This window comes from Bifidobacterium aemilianum (genome assembly GCF_003315635.1).
GTDB lineage: Bacteria > Actinomycetota > Actinomycetes > Actinomycetales > Bifidobacteriaceae > Bifidobacterium > Bifidobacterium aemilianum.
Genome location: NZ_PDCG01000003.1, coordinates 1 through 22,717 on the forward strand (window position 1 = coordinate 1; position 22,717 = coordinate 22,717).

Annotated in this window: 16 protein-coding genes and 2 pseudogenes; 10 read left to right on the plus strand and 8 right to left on the minus strand. The window is 58.5% G+C overall.

The features are described from left to right. Window positions 1-455: 455 nt before the first annotated feature. The 5 genes from dcd (at window position 456) to trxB (ending at window position 6,446) form a co-directional block, all read left to right on the plus strand. Window positions 456-1,037 carry a dCTP deaminase gene (gene dcd / locus CRD60_RS03815; RefSeq protein ID WP_113859994.1) on the plus strand — a complete coding sequence of 194 codons (582 nt, stop codon included), beginning with the start codon at window positions 456-458 and terminating at the stop codon, window positions 1,035-1,037. A 111-nt stretch (window positions 1,038-1,148) separates the two neighbouring features. Further along, a complete protein-coding gene (gene rlmB, locus CRD60_RS03820) occupies window positions 1,149-2,135 on the plus strand; it encodes a 23S rRNA (guanosine(2251)-2'-O)-methyltransferase RlmB (protein ID WP_113859995.1) in 987 nt (328 codons plus the stop codon). A 294-nt stretch (window positions 2,136-2,429) separates the two neighbouring features. Beyond that, window positions 2,430-3,728, plus strand: coding sequence for an aminotransferase-like domain-containing protein (locus CRD60_RS03825; protein ID WP_113859996.1), 1,299 nt, complete (start codon window positions 2,430-2,432; stop codon window positions 3,726-3,728). Between the two features lie 152 nt (window positions 3,729-3,880). Next, window positions 3,881-5,053, plus strand: coding sequence for a D-alanine--D-alanine ligase family protein (locus CRD60_RS03830; RefSeq protein WP_113859997.1), 1,173 nt, complete (start codon window positions 3,881-3,883; stop codon window positions 5,051-5,053). Window positions 5,054-5,486: 433 nt separating this feature from the next. Continuing rightward, window positions 5,487-6,446, plus strand: coding sequence for a thioredoxin-disulfide reductase (gene trxB, locus CRD60_RS03835; protein WP_113859998.1), 960 nt, complete (start codon window positions 5,487-5,489; stop codon window positions 6,444-6,446). Between the two features lie 131 nt (window positions 6,447-6,577). On the opposite strand, the gene CRD60_RS03840 is transcribed toward trxB, so the two are convergent. The 8 genes and pseudogenes from CRD60_RS03840 to rpmH form a co-directional block, all read right to left on the minus strand. Then, complete coding sequence (locus tag CRD60_RS03840) at window positions 6,578-7,840, minus strand: ParB/RepB/Spo0J family partition protein (RefSeq protein WP_407923169.1); 1,263 nt, start codon at window positions 7,838-7,840, stop codon at window positions 6,578-6,580. A 283-nt stretch (window positions 7,841-8,123) separates the two neighbouring features. Further along, window positions 8,124-9,071 carry a ParA family protein gene (locus CRD60_RS03845; RefSeq protein WP_113860000.1) on the minus strand — a complete coding sequence of 316 codons (948 nt, stop codon included), beginning with the start codon at window positions 9,069-9,071 and terminating at the stop codon, window positions 8,124-8,126. 2,208 nt (window positions 9,072-11,279) lie between these two features. Next, a complete protein-coding gene (gene rsmG / locus CRD60_RS03855; RefSeq protein ID WP_113860002.1) occupies window positions 11,280-11,972 on the minus strand; it encodes a 16S rRNA (guanine(527)-N(7))-methyltransferase RsmG in 693 nt (230 codons plus the stop codon). Between the two features lie 198 nt (window positions 11,973-12,170). Further along, window positions 12,171-12,698: pseudogene (locus tag CRD60_RS03860) on the minus strand (Jag family protein); the annotation flags it as partial. Window positions 12,699-12,787: 89 nt separating this feature from the next. Next, entirely contained in the window at window positions 12,788-13,795 is a 1,008-nt protein-coding gene (yidC, locus tag CRD60_RS03865; protein ID WP_113860004.1) for a membrane protein insertase YidC, read from the minus strand. Continuing rightward, window positions 13,795-14,172 carry a membrane protein insertion efficiency factor YidD gene (yidD, locus tag CRD60_RS03870; RefSeq protein WP_113860005.1) on the minus strand — a complete coding sequence of 126 codons (378 nt, stop codon included), beginning with the start codon at window positions 14,170-14,172 and terminating at the stop codon, window positions 13,795-13,797. Before yidD ends, yidC begins: the two co-directional genes overlap by 1 nt. A 125-nt stretch (window positions 14,173-14,297) precedes the next feature. After that, window positions 14,298-14,660, minus strand: a pseudogene (rnpA, locus tag CRD60_RS03875) (ribonuclease P protein component); the annotation flags it as partial. A gap of 17 nt (window positions 14,661-14,677) precedes the next feature. Continuing rightward, window positions 14,678-14,812 carry a 50S ribosomal protein L34 gene (rpmH, locus tag CRD60_RS03880; RefSeq protein WP_113860007.1) on the minus strand — a complete coding sequence of 45 codons (135 nt, stop codon included), beginning with the start codon at window positions 14,810-14,812 and terminating at the stop codon, window positions 14,678-14,680. Between the two features lie 463 nt (window positions 14,813-15,275). On the opposite strand from rpmH, the gene dnaA reads away from it, so the two are divergent. The 5 genes from dnaA to gyrB all read left to right on the plus strand — a co-directional run bounded on the left by dnaA (window position 15,276) and on the right by gyrB (window position 22,608). Further along, the gene (gene dnaA, locus CRD60_RS03885; RefSeq protein WP_113860008.1) at window positions 15,276-16,814 is read left to right on the plus strand and encodes a chromosomal replication initiator protein DnaA; all 1,539 of its coding nucleotides are present in this window, start codon (window positions 15,276-15,278) and stop codon (window positions 16,812-16,814) included. Window positions 16,815-17,272: 458 nt separating this feature from the next. Next, window positions 17,273-18,397 carry a DNA polymerase III subunit beta gene (gene dnaN, locus CRD60_RS03890; RefSeq protein ID WP_113860009.1) on the plus strand — a complete coding sequence of 375 codons (1,125 nt, stop codon included), beginning with the start codon at window positions 17,273-17,275 and terminating at the stop codon, window positions 18,395-18,397. Window positions 18,398-18,505: 108 nt separating this feature from the next. Further along, the gene (recF, locus tag CRD60_RS03895) at window positions 18,506-19,834 is read left to right on the plus strand and encodes a DNA replication/repair protein RecF (RefSeq protein WP_113860010.1); all 1,329 of its coding nucleotides are present in this window, start codon (window positions 18,506-18,508) and stop codon (window positions 19,832-19,834) included. Beyond that, window positions 19,834-20,337, plus strand: coding sequence for a DUF721 domain-containing protein (locus CRD60_RS03900; RefSeq protein ID WP_113860011.1), 504 nt, complete (start codon window positions 19,834-19,836; stop codon window positions 20,335-20,337). The genes recF and CRD60_RS03900 overlap by 1 nt, the downstream gene beginning before the upstream one ends. A gap of 192 nt (window positions 20,338-20,529) precedes the next feature. Continuing rightward, window positions 20,530-22,608 (plus strand): DNA topoisomerase (ATP-hydrolyzing) subunit B, encoded by a 2,079-nt coding sequence (gene gyrB / locus CRD60_RS03905; protein WP_113860205.1) that lies wholly within the window; start codon window positions 20,530-20,532, stop codon window positions 22,606-22,608. Window positions 22,609-22,717: the final 109 nt, after the last annotated feature.

The window sequence follows — 22,717 nt, forward strand, 5'->3', positions numbered from 1 at the left end:
GCCTGCGAACAGGGCGGCATGGCCGCCTGAGGAACGGATCTTGATCACAAAACGGTAGGCATCGGCCGGCTGGCTCAGGTGCATGTAGTAGCCCAAGCCACGCTGCCCGGCCGGATTGGTCAGGAACCACACCCCCACCCCACACCAACAGGACAACCAGGACAGGGCCACCAACCCAAACGCCCCGCCCCAACCCAGGCGAGGCGCTCTCATATCAAGGCGACACGGCAGGCAGTCGCCCTTGCGCGATGCTTCGATGCAATTCGGGTCCATCCAACTACCTGGTCTGCGCCGCTAGCCGCTAGACTGGAACTGTACTGTTGCTTACAGCGGTGGGCGAGAGCTTGCCGCATGGTCCGCGATTGGGTGGGCAGGGCTGGAGGGCATCCGGCTCCGGCCAGCCCTTAGGCCGGCACCACCGCAACATGCCCACGCAGGTCAACCAAGGAGAAACAATGCTGCTGTCCGATCGGGATATTTTGGCCGCCCAGGCCCAGGGTCACATTTCGCTGGACCCTTGGACTCCGGAGATGGTCCAACCCGCTTCAATCGACGTGCGCCTGGACCGTTTCTTCAGGCTCTTCAACAACCATGCCTACACCTATGTGGACCCGGCTGAAAACCAAGGAGCCTTGACCGAGCAGTTCGACGTGGCCCCTGGCGAGCCATGGATACTGCACCCCGGCGAATTCGCCCTGGGTTCCACTTGGGAGTACATCAAGCTTGACCCCACCGTGGCCGCCCGCCTGGAGGGCAAGAGCTCCCTGGGCCGCCTGGGCATCCTGACCCACTCGACCGCCGGCTTCATCGACCCCGGCTTTGAGGGGCATATCACCCTGGAGCTCTCCAATGTCTCCACCCTGCCGGTCAAGCTGTGGCCCGGCATGAAGATCGGGCAGATGTGCTTCTTCCAGATGTCGTCCCCCGCCGAGCACCCCTACGGCTCACAGGGCACCGGCTCCCACTACCAGGGCCAGCGCGGACCGACCCCCTCGCGCTCCTACGAGCACTTCTACCGGGCTCAGATCGATGACTGACAGATAGACCTGCCCGCCGCCGCCAGCCAGCACCGGCCAAGGTGCCAGTCGGCTGCCGACGGCACGATTCCCCGGTGGCCGCTTGCCGGGGGGTCCTGAGATAATGGGCCCATGGCTACGAAGAAAGGCCCGACCAAGGGTTCGGGCGGCAAACACCGCAATGCGTTGAAGGGCAAGGGCCCCACCCCCCGGGCGGAAGACCGGGTGTATCACAAGGCCTACAAGGCCAAGAAGGCGGCAGACCGTCGCAAGGCCGCGGATCCACGTATCGCAGCCCGCCGCCGGGTCGCCAAGTTCACTTCTGATTCCGACGACCTGGTCATCGGCCGCAATGCCGTGCTGGAGGCCCTGAAGGTCGGCGTTCCCAGCTCACAGTTGTACATTGCCTCCCGGCTGGAGCATGATGACCGCACCCGCGACATCGTGCGGCTAGCGGGCATCCAAGGCCTGAACCTTCTGGAAGCCGACCGGCTGGAGATGGACCGCATCGCCCGGTCCGGCAACCACCAGGGCGTGGTCCTCAAGGTGCAGCCCTACCAGTACTCCTCCTTGCAGGAGCTGGTGAACCGGGCCGAGAAGAAGGCGGACTCCCTCAAGGGTGTCAAGTCCCTGAAGACCCAGGTGGCCGCACGCCCCCTCTTCATTGCCCTTGATGGGGTCACCGACCCGCAGAACCTGGGTGCCGTGATCCGTTCCGCGGCAGCCTTCGGCGCCTCTGGCGTCATCCTGCCCGAGCGCCGCTCCGCCTCCGTTACGGCCGCCGCATGGAAGGTCTCGGCCGGTGCCGCCGCCCACCTGCCCGTCGCCCGCGTGGTCAACCTGACCAAGGCCATCGAAAGCCTTCAGGAACGCGGCTACTACGCCGTCGGCCTTGACGGTGGTGGTGACAAGGAAGTCGGCCAGACTGGTTTTGAGACCGACCCGCTGATTGTGGTCCTGGGGTCCGAGGGCAAGGGGCTCAGCCGCTTGGTCCGTGAGGCCTGCGACTCCATCGCCGGCATCCCGATCTCCGGCATGGTCGAGTCCCTCAACGCCTCCGTGGCCGCCGGCATCAGCCTCTACGCCGTGGCCCGCGCCCGCCGCGAGGTCCAAGGCTAAGGCAATCACCAGCGAGGCAACTACTGCTTGCCCATGCCCGGGACCCATCAGAACAATTTCGGCGGGTCCTGCCCGTAATCTCCCTGCCATAGCACAGACCCCTGCGCCGGCAGACTGGCCGGTAGTGACTCAATTCGCGTGTCAGGATGGTGTGACTTTGAGCAGGGTGATGACCAGCGCCGGCTCTTGGGTTAGAGTTTTGTCTATTGCTTGTGTAGGCCGTGGACTTCCCCGGGCCTGCGCTCTGTGGGCAGAGGGACCGCCGGCACCGATCCGCCCGGAAAGGCTATGGGAATGGCAGACGAGACACAGACCCCGACGACCGTCATCAGGAACGACCCCTGGTATGATTCCTACGCGCAACGGGCCGACGCCATGCGGGCCTCGGAGATTAGGGCCCTCTTCGCAGTAGCCACCCGGCCGGACGTGGTATCGCTGGCCGGCGGCATGCCCTACCTGGACTACCTCCCCTTCAAGGAGCTCTCCCAGCTCATCGCCAAGATGCTCGTCGACAAGGGCGACCAGGCCTGGCAGTATGGCTCCGCCCAAGGCGACCCCCACCTGCGTGAGGACGTCCTGCAGATCATGGAGCTGGAGGGCATCAAAGACATTCAAGCCGATGACGTGGTCATCACCAACGGCTCCCAGAACGGGCTGGATCTCATCACCCGCATCATGTGCGACCCGGGCGACGTGGTCCTGGCCGAGGCCCCCAACTATGTGGGAGCCCTGGGTGTCTTCCAATCCTTCCAGGTCGATGTGGTCAATGTGGAGCTCGATAAGGACGGATTGGTGCCCGAGTCCTTCGAGGAGGCCATCATCAGCCAGCGCAAGCTCGGCAAGAAGGTCAAATTCCTCTATACCGTCCCCAACTTCCACAACCCGGCTGGTGTGACCATGAGTGTGGAACGCCGGCCCAGGGTCCTGGAGATCGCCCGTAAATACCATGTGCTGGTCGTTGAGGACAACCCCTACGGACTGCTGGGCTTCGAGGGGCAGACCTACCCGGCCCTGCGGTCCATGGACGCCGAGAATGTGGTCTACCTGTCCAGCTTCTCCAAGATCATCGCACCCGGTATGCGGATCGCCTGGATGGTGGCGCCCGCGGGCATCCGCCACAAACTCATCCTGGCCAACGAGGCTTCCATACTCTGCCCGCCCAATATGAGCCAGATGACCATCTCCACCTACCTGGACAACTTCGACTGGCGCAAGCAGATCAACGACTACCGGGGCATGTACAAGGAACGGTGCGAGACCATGGATGCCGCCCTTCGAACATACCTGCCCTACTGCTCGTGGCACAAGCCCAAGGGTGGCTTCTACATTTGGCTGAAGATTCCCGAGGGGCTTGACTCCAAGGCCATGCTCCCCCGGGCCATCACCGCCAAGGTGGCCTACGTGGCTGGCACCGGCTTCTACATGGATGGGCAGGGCAGCGACCACATGCGGCTTTCCTTCTGCTACCCGACACCCGAGCAGATCCTCGAGGGAGTTCGGCGGCTGTCGACCGTGATGGATGCCGAACGCAAGACCATTGAGCTCTTTGGGGCCGGTAGGCGGCAGGGCAAAGGGACGGATGGCGGGTGGTGAGCCTTGACGAGCGGCGAGGACCGGTAAAGACTGGGGATGGGTAGCGATGACTAGTGAGGACCGACGAGACTTATGAGACTGTGGAAGACGAGTGTTGGGGCCGCTTTCGACTCACACTAGGGGACCACAGGATCAGGGCATAAGGAGGGCAAATGACCACCAGTAGGGCGGATATGGCGAAGACCCAGGCTAGGGCTGCACAGGCGCGGGAGCCGGCTGCAGCCACGCAAAGGTCTGCAGGGCAGAAAGCAGTAACCCAAGGGTTTACGGAACCGGTTGCAGAGATGACCGCTGACCTCGGGCCAGACGAGGCTGCACTGACCGAGGCTGCCGGCAATACGATGGCTCTTAAGGCCCGGAGCGAGACCAGCATTCTGATTATTTGCGGTGGCTCCAGTCACGAGCGCGACATCTCCATCAGCTCAGGGCACCGGGTGGGCGGCTACCTCCATGACGCCGGCTGGAACGTGCGCTACCACGACATGGATGCCTCCCTCCTGCCCTACCTCTCCGACCCAGCCACCCGGCCCGACCTGGTCTGGCCTCTCCTGCACGGGGCCAAGGGTGAGGACGGTTCCATCCGCGACCTGCTGGAGCTTGAGCGCCTGCCCTATGTGGGTTCCAGGGCCAAGGCCTCTGGTACCGCCTGGAACAAGCCCATCGCCAAGAACGTGGTCCGCAAGGTGGGGCAGCTCCACACTCCCGTGTCCGTGACCCTGCCCGAAGAGCTCTTCCGTGAGCTGGGCGTACGGGAGATCATGGATCTTCTGGTCGATACCCTGCAGCTTCCCCTCTTCGTCAAGCCGATCTATGGTGGCTCCGCCATGGGTTGCACCCTGGTCACCGAGGCCGACCAATTGGCCCAGGCCATGATCGACTGTTTCGCCTACGCGGATACGGCCCTGGTTGAACGGGCCGTCACCGGCACCGAAGTCTCGGTCTCCATCCTGGAATTCGACGGGAAGCCGCTGGTCCTTCCCCCCCTGGAGATCGTGACCCCCAATGGGACCTACGACTACGAGGCCCGCTGCACGCCGGGTCCCACGGACTTCTACGTGCCGGCCCGCCTGCCCCAGGAGACCCTGGACGCGGTCAAGGAGGCCGCCCTGCAGGCCCATAGAATCCTGAGCTTGCGGGACATTTCCCGGACCGACTTCATTGTGGACGGGCAGGGGCGTCCCCAGTTCCTGGAATCCAATGTAACCCCGGGCATGACGGACACCTCCCTCCTGCCCAAGGCCGCCTTGGCCACCGGCTATGACCTGGCGGATCTGTATTCCCGCCTTGCCGAATCCGTGCTGCGGCAGGATCGAGTGCAGGGCTGAAGGCCGGTCTCGGCGCCGCCAGGCTCCAGCCTGTCCACCATCGGCCCCTGGCATCACCGACTCGTCGCCACGCAGGCCGATCACACCCGTCAGGCTCGTCACACCATCACACCGCAGACCTGTCATACCGTCACACCCGTGGGACCCGTCACACCGACAGGCCCCACGCCGCAGGCCCACACACTGTAATGCCAGTCGCATCGCAAGCCGATCACACCATCAGACCCCTCGCACCGCTGGACAGTCACAACGTATGACCCTCTCACCGCCGACTCATCACACCAAAACCAAGCACACCGCAAACTCGTCACACTGACAGGCCCGTCGCACGGCCGGTCCCGGTCATTGTCGGTTCCTTACCACTGGTGCACCTGAGTGCAGGATTGCGCTGAAGGCTCATGGCTGATGGGACGAAACTGATATTCTTGGAGCCATGACTAATACGGAGCAACAAGTAGTAATCATCGGATCCGGCCCTGCCGGGTATACCGCCGCCATCTACATGGCTAGGGCCGGTTACCAGCCTCTGCTCATTGCGGGCGCCCTGACCCCCGGCGGCCAGCTGGTCAACACCACCGAGGTCGAGAATTTCCCCGGCTTCCCGGATGGAATCATGGGTCCTGACCTGATGGATGCCATGCAGCGGCAGGCAGAGAAATTCGGTACTGAGATTGTCTGGGATGATGTGGTCTCCGTCAACCTTGAAGGCCCCGTCAAGACCGTGACCTGCGACCAGGGCGATGTCTACCATGCCAAGTCGGTCATCGTCACCACCGGCTCCCAGGTCAGGAAGCTTGGCGTTCCCGGCGAGCAGGAGTATTCCGGCCGTGGCGTCTCCTACTGTGCCACCTGCGACGGATTCTTCTTCAAGGGCAAGCCGATTGTGGTGGTTGGCGGTGGCGACTCAGCTTTTGAGGAGGCTGAGTTCCTGAGCAGGTTCGGATCCTCGGTCACTCTGATCCACCGTCGTGACGAGTTCCGCGCCACCAAGATCCTGGTGGACCGGGCCAAGTCCAACGATAATATTTCCTTCGTCCTTGATTCCGTCGTGGAGGAGGTCAAGGGAACGGACGGTAGCGCCGAATCGGTGACCATCAGGAACGTGAAGACCGGTGAGGTCTCCATCCTGCCTGCCTCTGGCATCTTCGTGGCCATCGGCTACACCCCCCTGACCGACTTCCTGGGCGGGGCACTGGAACTGGACGACAAGGGCTATATCGCCCTTGAGGGAGCCTCCACCCGAACCTCCATGCCCGGGGTCTTCGCAGCCGGAGATGTGGTGGACAGCGTCTACCGCCAGGCTGTGTCCGCGGCCGGAATGGGCTGCAGGGCGGCCCTGGATGCCCAGGCCTACCTGACCGGCACCGAAGATATCCAAGATGCGCTGAACTAAGCTATAGTTTGCACAAAGCGGGTTGTGGCATATCGCCACAACCCGCTTTGTCTATATCAGGACAACGATGCCTGTCAGACGGCTGTTCTCAGAGGATTCGCTGCCTTGCTCACCAGCGGATGATTCCTGCCTCACACCCACTGCTCATTGCTGGCGGACTTGCTCTCAGCTTCGGGAACCAGCAGGGCCATGATACGGTCCATGTCCTCCGGGGATGAGAAGACGATTTCGATACGACCGTGCTTCCGGGTGCCCTTGATGGAGACCTTGGTGTCAAATCTGTTCTCCAAGATGGATTGCTGGGGTGATTGGGCCCAGGGATTCTTGGCCTGGGACTTCTCCTTGGGCTTCTGCTCCTTGCCCATGGTCTTCATGGCGACGATTTCCTCAGCCGACCGGACGGAGAGGCCTTCGCTGATGATCCTGTTGGCCAGGGACTCCATCTCGGCTTCATCCGTAAGGCCCAGCAGAGCCCTAGCGTGACCGGCCGAAAGCACCCCGGCGGCCACCTTCTTCTGCACCACGCCTGGGAGGTTGAGCAGGCGGAGGGTATTGGCTATCTGCGGCCGTGACTTGGAAACCGACTTGGAAAGCTGGGCCTGGGTCAGGCCGAATTCCTCAATCATCTGCTGGTAGGCGGCAGCCTCTTCCAAGGGATTGAGCGCCACTCGGTGGAGGTTCTCCAGGAGGGCATCACGCAGCATATCGTCATCTGCGGTGGTCTTCACGATGGCAGGGATGGTTTCCATGCCTGCCAGGCGGGATGCCCGCCAGCGGCGCTCACCCATGATGATCTCGTACTCGGTGTGCCCGTACTGGGCCCAGCGAGCCTCATCGGCAGCCGAATCACTGTTTTTCTCGTGCTGGTCGGCAGGCCTTTTGCGAACCACGATGGGCTGCAGTACACCAACCTCGGTTATGGACTGGGCAAGTTCCCTCAGCTCGTCCTCGTCGAAGATGGTTCTGGGCTGGTAGAGGTTGGGACCAACCTGGTCCAGTTTCAGTTCAGCCAGATAGCCGCCTGCCACAGGTTTCAGCTCATCAATCCGTGCAGGGGCATCTCCTGCCGCTTTCTCGGCTGGGCCGGACTCGGACTCAGGATTGGCCTTCTGGGCTCTTGTACCCCCCGTAGAGGCGGTTTTTGCGCCTGCTGCCGCCTTGCCCGTGTCTGCCGGTTGACCACCGCCACCAAAGAAGACATCCAAAGGATGGGCTATATCCTCGAGGCTGGGAATGGCCTTACGAGTATGCTTGGCCTCATGCTGGACTACACTGGAGGAAGCCGTTTTAGTCTTTTTGCTCCTCGTGCTGGCTACGGACTGATCTGAGTCAATGGCTGCTACTGTGTTCCGACTCCGGCTGGCAGGGGCCTTCACCTGGTCCGCGGACCCCATCTCTTGCCTACTGTTTGCTGACCGGCCACCTTTCTTCTTGACTGATTCTCTGCCGGAAGCTGTTGAGGCAGCTGCGCTGGTCTTCTTGGCCGAACCACCTGCGCTCTTGGATTTCGTGGCTGTCTTGCTGGAAGTCACAGATGTTTCACGTGAAACATTCTTCCCCCTCTTGCCGCTGTGCTGGGTACTGGCGGCGGACTTCGCTGCTGTTGGCGTATCCTGGCCCGGCAGGGTGGGGAACAGAGCTCCGAGACCTTTTCCTAAACGTGATGCACTGGTCATATCAGTTCAAACCCTGCCTTCTTGCCTCGATGGTCTTCAAGACCTGCGATGATCGCCGTGAAATCTCCAAAGCCGCCTCTCCGTATGAGATGGCTCCCATACCCCTTGGGTCATAGGCCACCACCGACTGCGCAAAGCTGGGAGCCTCGGAAATCTTGACTGTTCGGGGAATGACCGTATTCAAGACGATATTCGGATAGTGCTCTCTCACCTGATCGAAGACCTCCTTGCTCAGGAGTGTTCTGCGATCGTACATGGTCACCAGCATGGTGGACACCAGGAGGACGGGATTGTAGTGTTCTTGCACTAGACCAATGGTGTTGATCAACTGCCCCAAGCCTTCCAGGGCATAATACTCAGCCTGGATGGGAATCAGCATCTCAGTTACCGCACACATGGCATTGATGACCAACAGGCCCAAGCTGGGTGGGCAATCCACGAAGATATAGTCATAGCGGGGCTTGGCATTCTTTGTGTACTCATCCAAAGCCGTCTTCAGCAGGTCGGTTCGGTTGGGCATATCAGCAACTTCCAACTCCGCACCGCTGAGATTGATGGAAGCTGGTACAACGTCCAGTTTCTCGAAATCAGGGCAGGTCTGCACAGCCTCGGCAATGGTTTTCCTGCCCTCGATGACATCGTAGACCGATGGCTCACCATTACCGTGTTGGGCCCCCAGGGCTGTCGAAGCGTTCCCTTGGGGATCCATATCAACTACCAGGACCCTCTGGCCATGTTTGGCGAACGACGCAGCCAGGTTCACCGTAGTGGTGGTCTTGCCAACACCACCCTTCTGATTGGCAACCGCAATGTAGCGTGTGCTTGATGGTCTGGTGAAACGGGCTTGCTCGAGCGCCAGATACCTGGTCTGCTCATCGGCCATCTCTTGGCCGAGGGATTGGCTGTCATCGCCGAAGATCCTCTTAATGGTCTCAGAGGCGGACTCCATAATTCCTCGATTCTATGACGCCCCCTAACAGACCGCCAGACGCTTCATCTTACTATTGATACTTCAGTACATCCAGTTTCTTCGCTCGTGTGGACATATGCAAGTCCCAAAAGCACATGGGGATGAATGTGGATAAGTGTGGATAAGTAATGTGGACTACTGTGGATAAGCATTGAAACAGACGTACGGAAGCCTTGAATTCATTGGCTTCCCTCTCATACGTCGCAAGAAGGAACAAAATGTGGATAATTTATTTGGCCTACCCTGAATTGTGGATAAGTCTCTATCAGTCCCTCTCCTCCACCAGACGATCCACAGACCAAATTAGCCTGCATGAGCAAACGCCTTAACCCAATTCTTCAAGTTCAGCCGACAGAGCTACCCCAAGCCAGAACCAACCACAATGTTTCACATGAAACATCACCTCCCACACCACTGCCAAACCGGTTCGACCTTGGAAGCAAGCATCCTCCGATGTTTCACATGAAACACTCACCTAGCCATGATGACAACTGATATAGCATTATCTGACTGATTACAATCACCTCATCAGAACAAGCAAACTATTGTCGATGAGGCATATCAGCACTACGTCTCTTCCCCCTGTAAAGACCTTCAACATGCCTTACCAAAATTGTCATTGCTTATTCCACACGAAACACTATATTATCGTTCACCTGAATAGATATTGCGGTGACTAACCTGGTATCGACAAAACAACCTCATCATCACAGCCGCAAAGAATCCAATCTCTTCCACAAAGACTAGGCAGATTATCCCTAAAGAGGACAAATCCACACCCTCTTATGCAGTAATTCATCCATTGTTTCACGTGACACACTCGACATGTTATTCTCGAAACTGCCATGACTGATTTCCATCTCAACATAGGAAATCTCATCATTCCCGCAAATTAACTATGTTCATCGTTCATACTAAACAGTTGGCCCCCTTCCTCACCACAGGGAGTTACTACATTCAGTAAGCAATTCACTGCGATGTTTCACGTGAAACACTCCCTCGCCATTTTCATGAACTTATATAACAGTTGCTCACCCGCTTACAAGGCAACCTCTTCATCACATCCACCGAGAATCACGCCCATCTGCACGGACCAGCCAAGTCACTTCTACACAAAGAACAAACTGTATCTGCATTCGGTGCATATTGGTCATTGTTTCAGGTAAAATACTAGAAGGACCGTCACTGAGTATTGGTACAGCTGAGCAGACCCAATAATCAGAATCTCACCGCCAGACACACCGAACTATGTTGACCAAGCTGCAAACTAAACGGCACCTTTGCGCAAAAGCCTGCAACATTGCATCCAGTAAGCGATTCACGCCGATGTTTCACGTGAAACATTATCGGCTCACTCTCGGAGTGATATTACACATGCTTAACCTACTCAGAACAAAACCATTTCTTTGTCTTCGCTGAGGAATCCCCTCCGTCCACATATATCTCGCAGACTTCCTCTACTTACAACAGACATGCATTCTCTTCGACGGAAATTCATCCATCCATTGTTTCACGTGAAACACAGACATGTCATTCCCGACGTTGGCTATGCTGACGTACATCTCAACATTCATATCATCATTAGAACGATCAATGATGTTCATCATTGTGCTAATCAAACCATCACTAACCTCACTACGTCTCATCATAGTGGTCAGCCATCAATTCTCCTCGACGTTTCATGTGAAACACTCCCACACCATTCCGCGAACTGCTTTAGCAACAGCTATCCTGGTCACAACAAACAACCTCATCATCACAGCCGCAAAGAATCGCGACCTTCCACACTGATCAACTAAGTCGGCTCTACACAAAGAACAGGCAGCAACCTTGTTCAGTGCATATCTGTCAGTGTTTCACATGAAAAATCGACATGTCATCACGGAGAATTGGTATGGTGGCCAAAACCATAATATGCAGATTCTCCTCACTTGCTATACAGACCTATGTTGATAATGCTGGCAAACCAAGTAAGTTGCACCTTGGCGCAATACCGTGGATCAATTCATACGGTAAGCAAGACCAACAAGGTTTCATATGAAGCATAGAGCTATATATCAATAAGACATATACGATCGCTACAACGATGTGCTCGTTTTCTCAACACAGCGTGGAGATATTCCACGTGAAACAGCTTGCCGTGAATAGACTACTTTGACGTGAATGGATAGGGGGACCCCACGAAGATTACTTAGCTTTGTCGACTACTACCACATGGGTGGGTTCCAGACCTGGGCCTACTGGGGCATCGAGCACATGGGCCTGACAACCATGGTATTTGGAGATCACCTTGCTGGCCTTGTCAATTTCTGCCTGTGCTGATCTGCCCTTGAGGGCTATGAGTTTCCCTCCGGCAACCAGGAGGGGCAGGGTCCAAGGAACCAGCTTGGTCATAGGCGCAACGGCCCGGCAGGTAACCACATCGAAGGGCCTGGTCTTGGAGGTGTACTTACTCATATCGGCGATAAGATCTTCTGAACGCTGGCGAATCACCTGCACATTCTTCAGACCCATCTCACTGATGCATTCATGCAACCATTCGATCCGCCGTTCCATGGGCTCGATCAAGGTGAACTGCTCCTCCGGCAGGCAGGCGGCTGCCACAATACCGGGGAAACCACCACCACTGCCAACATCTGCCACCCGACAGCTCTTGGCATCAGCGAACTCATCACGGAGGAAGGGAACAATCGCTGCCGAGTTGAGGATGTGCCTCTCCCAAATAATGGAAATATCCCTTGGGCCTATGATTCCACGGAGCTCACCCTCGGCGGCCAGCTTGTCATGGAAGACCTGCAAGCTGGGCAAAGCATCGCCTAAACATTCAGCCAGAACCGGCGATCCCTGCAACTGGTCTATGGCCCCGCTAGCCTCATACATCATGCAATCGCCTCAATATCCCATGCCAACAAGAGAAACAAACTACTCTTTCCCTTCTTCGCCATTCAGCTCGGCCTCGTCCTCAACAGCATCAACCTCAATCAGGTCCGTTTCAAGCTCGACATCAGCATCATTGTGGGACCGGCGCCTGGAACTGGTGTAGTCGGTATCCATGTCCTCTGGCCCAACGGCATCCAGAATTTCGTCGTCTTCCTCAGGCTCGCCTTCCGCCGACTTGGCAGGCAGGTATACGCTCACATACCTATGAGGCTCCTCGCCATGGGACCGGGACTTGAGCCCCTCCTTACGAACCAGATCATGCACGATCTTGCGCTCAAAGGAGTTCATGGGCTTGAGGTCAACGGTCTTGCCTGTATCACGCACCTCATCAACGGTGTCCAAGGCCATATCCTGCAGGCGCTCACGACGCTTTTTCAGGTAGCCGTCCACATCAAGGATCAGATGGGAGCGCTCCCCGGTCTTCTCCTGCACGGCCAGGCGGGTCAGCTGCTGCAGCGCATCAACAACCTCACCCTTACGTCCAATCAACAGCTTGATGTCGGTGTCATCATCGGCCACGATCTGAACTGTCGGCCTATGGTTACGAACACCCATCTCGATGTCGCCTTCAAAGTCGGCGATATCAAGCAGACCCTCCAAATAGTCAGCAGCAATATCAGCCTCTTCATTGAGCTGATCGATGGTCCTCTCGTCATCCAGACCCATTGCATTACTCCTTTACCTTCGGCACTATCTACACAGTCCTTGCTTCATATCCTACAGTGCTCACTGGTTCGGATTGCACCTGGATCGAATCATTTCTTTTTCTTCTTGCGCTGGGGCTGCTTGCGCTGGTAGCCTTCGGTCTCCTTGCGCTCGGCAAGTTCCTTAGCTTGGATGAGCTCCTCTTCCTCCAGGGAGACCTGGCCGGCCTTTGCCCGCCGCTCGTTCTCCTTACGGTGGTCCCGCTCCTCCTTGGCGAAGGCCGCCGGGGAGTTGGGGGTCGGGAAAGAGTAGACCTGCCAGAGGGAGCGGAGCATATTGCAGATGTTGTTGGTCAACCAGTAGACCAGCACGGCGAAGGGCATGGTTACACCGGAGAAGATGTACATGAGGGGCATACCCCAGGTCATCATCCGCTGCATCATGAGCTGCTGGCCCTCAAGGGATTCCTTGGGCAGGTTCTTGCGCATGTTGTTGAATTGCATGTACCACATGCACAGGCACATGAGGAAGATGAAGACACCCATGACAATGCGGCCGCTGACATTCGCGGATGAGAAAGTGTCGGAGACACCCACACCGAGGAGCTTGGTCTCTGAGAACTGCCTGGCGGTCTCCACATCGAAGGCGCCAAGGGCCGCCCGCTTGCCGCGTGCGATGAAGGGGATGGCCGACAGGGTGTAGAACATGCACATGAAGACCGGGCCCTGGACCAGCATGGGCAGGCAGGAACCGGCAGGGTTGAAGTCGTTCTCCTTGTAGAACTGCTGCATCTCACGGCCCAGTGCTTCCTTGCTGGCCTGGTCGTTCTTACCCTTGTACTTGTTCTGAATCCGCTGCATCTTGGGCTGCAGGGCCTGCATCTTGCGCATGGACTTCATCTGCTTGATATAGATCGGGAGAATGAAGGCGTGGACCACCAGAACCAGGAAGATGATGGACAGGATCCATGAGGAACCGATCGCTGGCATGCCCACCATGGTCAGGAGCTTATGGAAGAGGGCGATGACCTGCGTCATCAGCCACTCGATGGGCGTCAATATCTTGTAGATCCACCCGAAGAACCCATTGTCGAGTAGGAACTGGTCCTGGTTCAGCATCAGGCTTTCTCCTTTGCCTTCTGGTCAGTCGTCCAAGCCAAGGGAGTCAGTCGCGGCTTCTCATGCGCCTTTGACCAGGAAAACCGATAGAACAACGAATAGTGTTGCGGAACATCGTCAATGCCGCCGGCACTCCATGGCCTGCAACGCAGGATTCGCAACAGGGCCAGCATCCCTCCACGCATGGCTCCGTATCGCTCCAGAGCCTGGATGGCATAGGCGGAACAGCTAGGGTAATAGCGACAGCAGCCTGGATTGGCTGGGGACAGATGCCGTTGATACCAGCGGATGACGCTGATAGAGGCTAATCCGAGACTGGACTGACTTGAATTCCCTGCCTGGGGGGTGGTGTCTATGCTTGATATGGTCCGTACCATCAGGCCACCACCCCCCTAGCCACCACAGGAGTGGATTGAGACGAAGGCGGCGACCCTTGCCCACTGCGGTCGGATGCGTTCGCCGGTTGCCCTTGCGCCAGATGCCTCAAGGCACGGGCACGCTCCTTGCCACTTACCGCCTCGAAGAGGGTCGAGACCTGCTCTTCAAGGGATTGGAAGCTCGCTGTCGCCGCACTGGGTTTAGCCCGAAGCACCAGATCACAGGATGCCGGCAGCCGATCCTCGTAGGCACAGGCCAGGACGCGGAACCTGCGTTTGACCGCATTTCGCTTGACCGCATTGCCCACTGCCTTGGATACAGCCAGACCCATTCTCCTTGACCCTTGGTATTCCAAGGGTTCAGCTCCCTCACCGGACTGCCCGGGTTTCCCCGTGAGCAGGTAGTGGAGGACAATGTCTTTCTGGCTGACCTTGCGGCGGCTTTTCAGCACGGTCGTGAAATCTTGATGACTCCTAAGCCGTTCCACACCTTTTGCTGTCGCTGTCAGGCGGACAGGACAGAACGACCCTTGGCACGGCGACGGTTAATCAGGGCCCTGCCGGAACGGGTACGCATACGGGCACGGAAGCCGTGCTTCATGTGCCGACGGCGGTTGTTGGGTTGGAAAGTCCTCTTCATATCTAACACTCCCGGTTTTCAGCCATGCCAATACACGGCTCCTCTTGAGTCAAGCTATACCAAGCTACTCTTACCCCTGACCTTTAGTCAAAACGACAGCTCGTTCACAGGACTTATCCACGACTTATCCACAACTTATCCACTTGATGGGTTCAGGAAAATTACAGGTGGACAAGTCCGACCTCTCCGTCAGGGAAGCATGTGCATAAACGTTGAAATTCCAGTCGCCAGCATCGAAAAGTTATCCACAAATTACAGGCATGTTATTCACATTTGAGTCATTGCAACACGCGAGGCTGTGGATAACTTCCAGACCAGCGAGTACAAATTTCTATTGTGCATGCATCACAGCCTGTCACCTGGAGTCAGGGGGAACACCGGGAGGGACCGCATTGAGCAGCTGATGAGGCATGACATGGAACGTGGAGTGACGTGTCGAGACGATGGAGAGTGGGTATCAACCATGGCGGCTGAATCGAATGACCCCTCGCAGGAGGCCGAGAGAATCTGGTCCGACACCTTGACACTGCTCAAGGCAAGCACCAGTCTGACCTCCAGGGACAAGGGCTGGCTTCAGGATGTGGTGCCCGAGGCCGTCTTCGGCAACACGATCGTGCTGTCCCTGGCCAATACGGCCACGAGGCAGGCCCTGCAGAACGAGTTGAACGACCCACTGCTCAAGGCCCTGCAGACAGTCAGTGGGCAGGCCATGTTCCCCGCCTTCAAGATCGCACCCGACAACTTCCCCCAGGTCAGCCAGGAGCCAGTCGAACCATCAGACCCACAGCCACAGCCTGAGGACCAGCCCGTCGCCGAGCCGGCCACGGCCCCGGCGGCAGTCCAATTCACTCCAACCCCAGCAGCCCAAGCTGTGGAACCGGTCGATACCTTCACCACCCCCATGGCCCCCCTGGACCAGTTGGACCCCATCGACCCCAACAAGGTCTTGCAGGATCCACAGACCCACCTCAACAAGAACGCCACCTTCGACACCTTTGTTCCAGGTGACTCCAACCGCTTCGCCCGCACGGTGGCCCTGGCGGTGGCCGAAGGGTCCGGCAAGGACTACAACCCCCTCTGTATCTATGGGGGCCCCGGCCTGGGCAAGACCCATCTGCTGAACGCCATCGGCAACTACGCCCTGGTCAAGGACCGCAATCTCAAGGTCCGTTATGTCACCAGCGAGGAATTCACCAACGAATTCATCGAGGCCCTGCAAAACCCCAGCCAAAGCCAGGGTCAGATCGCCGACTTCAACCGCAGATACCGGCAGGTGGACGTGCTCTTGATCGACGACATCCAGTTCCTGGGCGGCAAGGAATCCACACTGGACCAGTTCTTCCACACCTTCAACGCCCTCTATCAGGCCAACAAGCGCATCGTCATCGCCTCGGACGTGCCACCCAAGAACCTCAAGGGCTTCGAGACCAGGCTTATCTCCCGCTTCGAGGCCGGCCTGACGGTCGACATCAAGCCGCCAGACCTGGAGACCCGCATCGCCATCCTTCGCATGATGGCCGCCAACACCAACATGGTCATCCCCAATGATGCCCTGGACCTGATCGCCGAGCGAGCCACCGAGAACATTCGCGAGCTGGAAGGCGCCCTGACCCGTGTCACCGCTGTAGCCTCCCTGAGCAACCAACCGGTATCGAGGGCCCTGGCCGAACAGGCCCTGCAGGACTTCCTAACCATGGACGTGGAGATCAAACCCACCGACATCATCGCCCAGGTGGCCAAGTACTTCCACCTGACCTTCGACGATCTGGTCGGCCGCGCCCGTACCAAGAACGTGGCTTTGGCCCGTCAGATCGCCATGTACCTAGGCCGGGAGATGACCTCCATGAGTCTGGTCGACATCGGCGAGGTCTTCGGTGGCCGCGACCACACCACCGTCATGCATGCCTACACCCGCATCTCCAACGAGATGCAGGAAAAGCAGGAGATCTACAACTACGTCATGGAATTGACCGTCAGACTGAAGCAGGGCGGCAAGGAATAGGCCATCCGCATGGCTGCCGGCACATCGGTGTGCGCAGTCCTCCGACACACCGTATAGGGCATGAATTATGGGAAGAGTTATCCACATAGTTATTCACAAATGTGGGTAAAGCCTGCGGACAACTCGTGGACGAGTGAGCAAAAAGCGGTGGATAAATCGTGGATTTCTCAGTGAAAAATGTTGATATCTTCAGGGGCAACCGACAGCTGTGGATAACTCGGTAATTTATCCACATCAACTCCAGCACTTATCCACATCTCTTCTTCTGGTCTCCACCCCTCTGCCACCTTGCCTGAAGGAACTTATCCACCGTATCCACCGTGCTTATTACTACGATTACCCTAAATACATACAAAGCTCACCACCATCACAACAAGTGCCGGGGTCGAAAACAAATCACAACCTATGAAAGCCAGCTAGAATGGCAGGAAGAATCCGACGTCTACCCAAGGAGACCCATGAAAGTCGAAATTGATTCCGCGGCTCTGGCCGAGGCTGTGGCCTGGACCACCAGGGTCATTGATGCCCGTCCGGCCAATCCAATCCTTGCTGGTGTCAAACTTGACGCAGCCGAAGGCAATCTCCAGCTTTCCGCTTTCAATTACGAAATCTCAGCCCGTCACCATATCGAGGCTGGCGTGGACGAATCCGGCTCGATTTTGGTGCTGGGCAAACTTCTGGCTGACATCACCAAATCACTGCCCGCTGAAAAGACCTACCTGGAGACCTCCGACACCAGCCTGATCATCAAGTCCGGCAAGTCGACCTTCAACCTCCAGCTCATGCCTGAATCGGAGTACCCGGACCTGCCGTCCATGCCCGAGCAGTTGGGCCAGGTCGACGCGCCCACCTTTGTGCAGGCGGTGACCCAGGCCGGTGTGGCCGTCTCCCGTGAGGAGAACCGCCCGGTCCTGACCGGCATCCGCATCCAATTTGAGGGCGACAAGGTCACCATGACCTCGACCGACCGCTTCCGTTTGGCCCGGTCCACCTTCTCCTGGACTCCCAAGAACAATGATCTGGACACCACCACCCTGGTTCGTGGCTCCCTCCTGCGAGATGTGGCCAGGTCCCTGGACGAGCACCAGAACCTCATCGTCAACTTCGACACCGAGAACCAGTCCCTTCTGGGCTTCGAGAACGCCGGCCGCATCTCCACCTCCCAGCTCATTGATGGCGAGTTCCCAGCGGTGGATCGGCTCTTCGCAGATGAATACCCCATCCAGGCCGTTATCGGCCGGCAGACCTTCATCGACGCCATCAAGCGCGTCTCCCTGGTGGCGGAACGCAACGCCCCCATCCGCCTGGTCTTCAGCGGTCAGGAACTGTCCATGTCGGCAGGTGCTGCGGACGAGGCCCAGGCCTCCGAGACCCTGGACATCGACATGGATGGCGATGAGATTACTGTAGCCTTCAACCCCGTCTACCTGATCGAAGGCTTGAGTGCCATCACTGAGCCCTTCGTGCGTATGAAGATGACCACGGCCGTCAAGCCGGTGGAATTCAATGGTCAGCAGGAGGCGGATTCCGACGAATCCATGGACTACCGTTATCTGCTGGTGCCCATGCGCTTCAACAACTGAGCGTCTACCGATGCCTCGCATGGCGGGACATCACTGCTGTGAACCGGTTTGGTGGCCGCCGGGTCCGCCAATGAGGAATGCCGCGAGCATGCTGCAAGGAGGGGTTGAGTGTATATCTCCCGCTTGGCCCTTGACCATTTCCGTTCCTGGAGGCATTGCCTGATTGATCTGCAGCCTGGGGTGAACATCCTGCAGGGCAGCAATGGCCTAGGCAAGACCAATATCGTCGAATCGGTGATTGTGTTGTCGACCGGGTCCAGCCACCGCAGCTCCTCCTCCCTGCCCTTGGTGGAACGGGGGGAGAAGACCGCAACAATCCGGGCCAATGTCGTGGAAACCCCGGCTGTCAAAGCTGCCGAAGATGGCGATAGGGATTGCGGTAACGAGGATTCCAGCGACAAGGAATCCACAGGCCAGAAGGCCAACAAGCTGACCTCCTATGAGGTCACCATCGCCGCCAGGGGGGCCAATCGTGCCCGTATCAATGGGGGTAACTCCCTCTACATGCGCGATGTGGTGGGTCTGGTTCCCTCGATCTCCTTCACTCCCGAGGACCAGCGGCTGATCGCCGGCGAACCGGCAGGCCGCAGAAACTTCCTTGACCAGGCCGGCAGCCAGCTCATTGCCGGGTATTGGCAGGAGTTGCAGCAGTTCGACCGCATAGCCAAGCAGAGGGCCGTCCTCCTCAAACAGTTGTCGGACATGGAGACCCCCCTCGATGGGCAGCTGAGTGGTCTGGAGATCTGGACCGGTCAGTTCATCGAAGCCGGCGTGGCCCTGACCAAGAGCCGGGCCCTCCTGGTCGAACGTCTGGCCGGGCCCTTCACCCGCATATACGATCAGCTGGTGGGCAGCCTCCAGCATGCCGGATTGACCTACCGGCCCTCCTTTGAGGAGGTCTTCGCTGCCGACGAACCAAACATGGAGATAAGCCGGCATTTCCAACGGATCTACCCGGGGGAGCTGGCCAGGGGGCAGAACCTGATTGGCCCGCAACGCGACGATGTGGAAGTCGTTCTGGGGGGTATGCCAGCCCGGGACTTCGCCTCCAATGGGGAGATGTGGACCCTGGCCCTGGCCCTGAAAATGGCCCTCTTCCAAGAGATCGCCGATAGCCAGGGCAGCAGGCCCATTGTCATCCTCGACGATGTCTTCGCTCAGTTGGACCAGAACCGCCGCGAGCAGATCCTGGATTTCGCCCAGGGCCAGGACCAGGTGCTCATCACCGTTGCAGCGGCCTCCGATATTCCCCTCAAGGAGGAAGCCAACATCATTGATGTGGCGGCCCTCAAGGCCCAGGACGACTTGGACAAGGAAGAATCGGCAGCCTTCGAGCGGCAGATCCAGGCCCTGCGGACCGAGCGATCTGGCGGAGCAGGCCAGGCTGAGCCCGGGGAAGGCCGTCCGGCAGGGGCTCATGGAGGTGTGGCAGGCTGATGGAGGAGCCCATAGCACGCAAACTGCACCTGGACCCCCGCAAGCTCCCAGCCCTGGTATTCAACAAAATCGACGAGAGGGCCAAGCAGGTCAAGTACCAGGAGAAGGATCGGGAGCTGGCCTGGGAAAGCTTTGGCAAGCCGGGACGTGATCCCAAGAGCTTCGCCGGCCTGTTCGGTAGCATGGCGGCCCAGGGCGGCTGGGTGCCGCACATGAAGATCGCCCAGTTGCGCAACCATTGGGACCAGGTGGTTGGGTCGGGCATAGCCCAGCATTCCCAGGTGGTCTCCTATGAGGATGGCCTGCTGACCATCCGGGCGGAATCGCAAATCTGGGCCACCCAGCTGACCTACATGATTCCCCAACTGACCGCGACCATACGCCAACGCTTGGAAGGCCTGGAGATCAGGGAGATTAAAGTGACCGGCCCCCACAATGGCAGCTTTGGAAGCCGTTATGGTCGGCGCTATGGTGGTTATGGATCCGGCTTGGTCAGCCGTTGAATACGCAGATTCAGCTGAGCTTAGCTCATAGGCGCAAAGTCCCCATGCACTAGTAGAATCACACGCAGTAGGTCTAAGGCTCTTAAAACCCCCTTTATTTGTGTTTTAGGACCCAAGGCTTGTTGTGAAGCCTCTCAGACGAGAGGAAATGCAGGAAGGAAGCTTGTGGCAGATCTTGAGGATGAGGATTCGCTGAAGACCAGCGAAAAGGCCGAGCAGGACACGGATCAGACCGGTCAGGAGAAGCTTCAGGATGCCCAATTGGATGACTCCCTGTCGCCTGATCACTACGATGCCAGCGATTTGCGGGTGCTTGAGGGCCTGGAGGCCGTGCGCATCCGCCCCGGCATGTACATCGGTTCCACCGGGCCCCGTGGTCTGCACCACCTGGTCTATGAGATCGTCGACAACTCCATCGATGAGGCCCTGGCTGGGTACGCGACCCATATCGAAGTGACCATCCTGCCCGACAACGGCATCAAGGTGGTCGACGACGGCCGTGGTATCCCCGTTGATGAAGTCCCCGGCGAGGGGGTCTCCGGCGTGGAGACCGTTATGACCAAGCTGCATGCGGGCGGCAAGTTCGGTGGCGGCGGCTACGCGGTCTCCGGCGGCTTGCATGGCGTGGGCATCTCCGTAGTCAACGCCCTCTCCACCCGCATTGATGTCGAGGTGCGTCGGCAGGGCTACCACTGGACCCAGAGCTTCAAGGACCAGCATTCCATTGCCCCCCTCAAGCAGGGCTCCCCCCTGGCCGAGGGCGAGGCTACCGGAACCTCCGTAACCTTCTGGGCCGATCCCAAGATCTTCGAGACCACCATCTACGACTTCGAGACGCTCAGGGCCCGCTTCCAGCAGATGGCCTTCCTCAACAAGGGTCTGAAGATCAGCCTGACCGACCTGCGGGAGACCGACATGGCCGGTGATGAGGTCGCCGGCAAGGACGACGAGGAGAGCAGGCCCGAACACCAGTCGGTCACCTACCTCTACGAGAACGGTATCAAGGACTACGTCGACTACATGGTCAAGTCCCGCAAGGCCACTCCCATTGAGGAGGACATCATCGACCTGGAGGCCGAGGATCTAAAGCTCGGCATCTCCGCCGAGATCGCCATGCAGTGGACGGCAGCCTACTCCGAATCGGTCCACACCTTCGCCAACACCATTTCCACCACCGAGGGTGGCACCCATGAGGAGGGCTTCCGCGCGGCCCTGACCTCACTGGTCAACCGCTATGCCAGAGACAAGGGCATCCTCAAGGAGAAGGACGAGAACCTCTCCGGTGATGATGTGCGCGAGGGGTTGACGGCGGTGGTATCCGTCAAGCTGACCAACCCCCAGTTCGAGGGCCAGACCAAGACCAAGCTCGGCAACTCCGAGGCCAAGACCTTCGTGCAGCGGGTCATGACCGAGCGTATGAGCGACTGGTTTGACGCCCATCCCAACGAGGCCAAGAGCATCATCCAAAAGGGCATTGAGGCGGCACACGCCAGGATCGCAGCCAAGAAGGCCCGTGAGTCCACACGGCGCAAGTCTATCTTCGAGACGGCCGGCATGCCGGAGAAGCTCAAGGACTGCCAGTCCAACAACCCGGAGGAGTGCGAGCTCTTCATCGTCGAGGGTGATTCCGCAGGCGGCTCCGCCATCCAGGGCCGCAACCCCATCACCCAGGCCATCCTGCCCCTGCGAGGCAAGATCCTCAACACGGAGCGGGCCTCCATCGACCGCATGATGAAGTCGGACACCATCGAGTCCCTCATCACGGCCGTGGGCGCTGGCTACGGCGAGGACTTCGACATCAACAAGGTCCGCTACCACAAGGTCATCATCATGGCCGATGCGGATGTGGACGGCGCCCATATCGCCACCCTCAACCTCACCCTCTTCTTCCGCTACATGAGGCCGATGATCTACGCCGGCTATGTCTACGTGGCCATGCCGCCGCTTTATCGGCTCAAATGGACCAAGGGACCCCACGACTTCGTCTACACGGACGCGGAACGTGACCGTGTCCTGGCCGAGGGCAAGTCCAAGGGCCGTCAGCTGCCCAAGGGCGAGGGCATCCAACGCTACAAGGGCCTGGGCGAGATGAGTTACCAGGAACTTTGGGAGACCACCATGGACCCCGACCACCGTATCCTCAAGCAGATCACCATTGAGGATGCGGCTCAGGCCGACGAGACCTTCTCCATGCTCATGGGCGACGAGGTGGAGCCCCGGCGGCTCTTCATCCAACGCAACGCCCACGACGCCCGCTTCATCGACGCCTGACCGGCGGCCAGCAAGCACGAGTCGCTGAAGGCATACGGCGGTGGCGCCCGGCACAGGCGGCCCCCGCGCGACGGGCCAAAGCCATATACGAGCAGTAGAGCAGCAGAAC

Coding starts and splice junctions, on each gene's coding strand:
- CRD60_RS03900 (WP_113860011.1), top strand. CDS start 19,834: ATGGAGGAGCCCATAGCACGCAAACTGCACCTGGACCCCCGCAAGCTC.
- dcd (WP_113859994.1), top strand. CDS start 456: ATGCTGCTGTCCGATCGGGATATTTTGGCCGCCCAGGCCCAGGGTCAC.
- yidC (WP_113860004.1), bottom strand. CDS start 13,795: ATGCTGAACCAGGACCAGTTCCTACTCGACAATGGGTTCTTCGGGTGG.
- rpmH (WP_113860007.1), bottom strand. CDS start 14,812: ATGAAGAGGACTTTCCAACCCAACAACCGCCGTCGGCACATGAAGCAC.
- trxB (WP_113859998.1), top strand. CDS start 5,487: ATGACTAATACGGAGCAACAAGTAGTAATCATCGGATCCGGCCCTGCC.
- CRD60_RS03830 (WP_113859997.1), top strand. CDS start 3,881: ATGACCACCAGTAGGGCGGATATGGCGAAGACCCAGGCTAGGGCTGCA.
- dnaA (WP_113860008.1), top strand. CDS start 15,276: ATGGCGGCTGAATCGAATGACCCCTCGCAGGAGGCCGAGAGAATCTGG.
- rlmB (WP_113859995.1), top strand. CDS start 1,149: ATGGCTACGAAGAAAGGCCCGACCAAGGGTTCGGGCGGCAAACACCGC.
- yidD (WP_113860005.1), bottom strand. CDS start 14,172: ATGGTACGGACCATATCAAGCATAGACACCACCCCCCAGGCAGGGAAT.
- rsmG (WP_113860002.1), bottom strand. CDS start 11,972: ATGTATGAGGCTAGCGGGGCCATAGACCAGTTGCAGGGATCGCCGGTT.
- CRD60_RS03840 (WP_407923169.1), bottom strand. CDS start 7,840: ATGGGGTCCGCGGACCAGGTGAAGGCCCCTGCCAGCCGGAGTCGGAAC.
- CRD60_RS03845 (WP_113860000.1), bottom strand. CDS start 9,071: ATGGAGTCCGCCTCTGAGACCATTAAGAGGATCTTCGGCGATGACAGC.
- dnaN (WP_113860009.1), top strand. CDS start 17,273: ATGAAAGTCGAAATTGATTCCGCGGCTCTGGCCGAGGCTGTGGCCTGG.
- CRD60_RS03825 (WP_113859996.1), top strand. CDS start 2,430: ATGGCAGACGAGACACAGACCCCGACGACCGTCATCAGGAACGACCCC.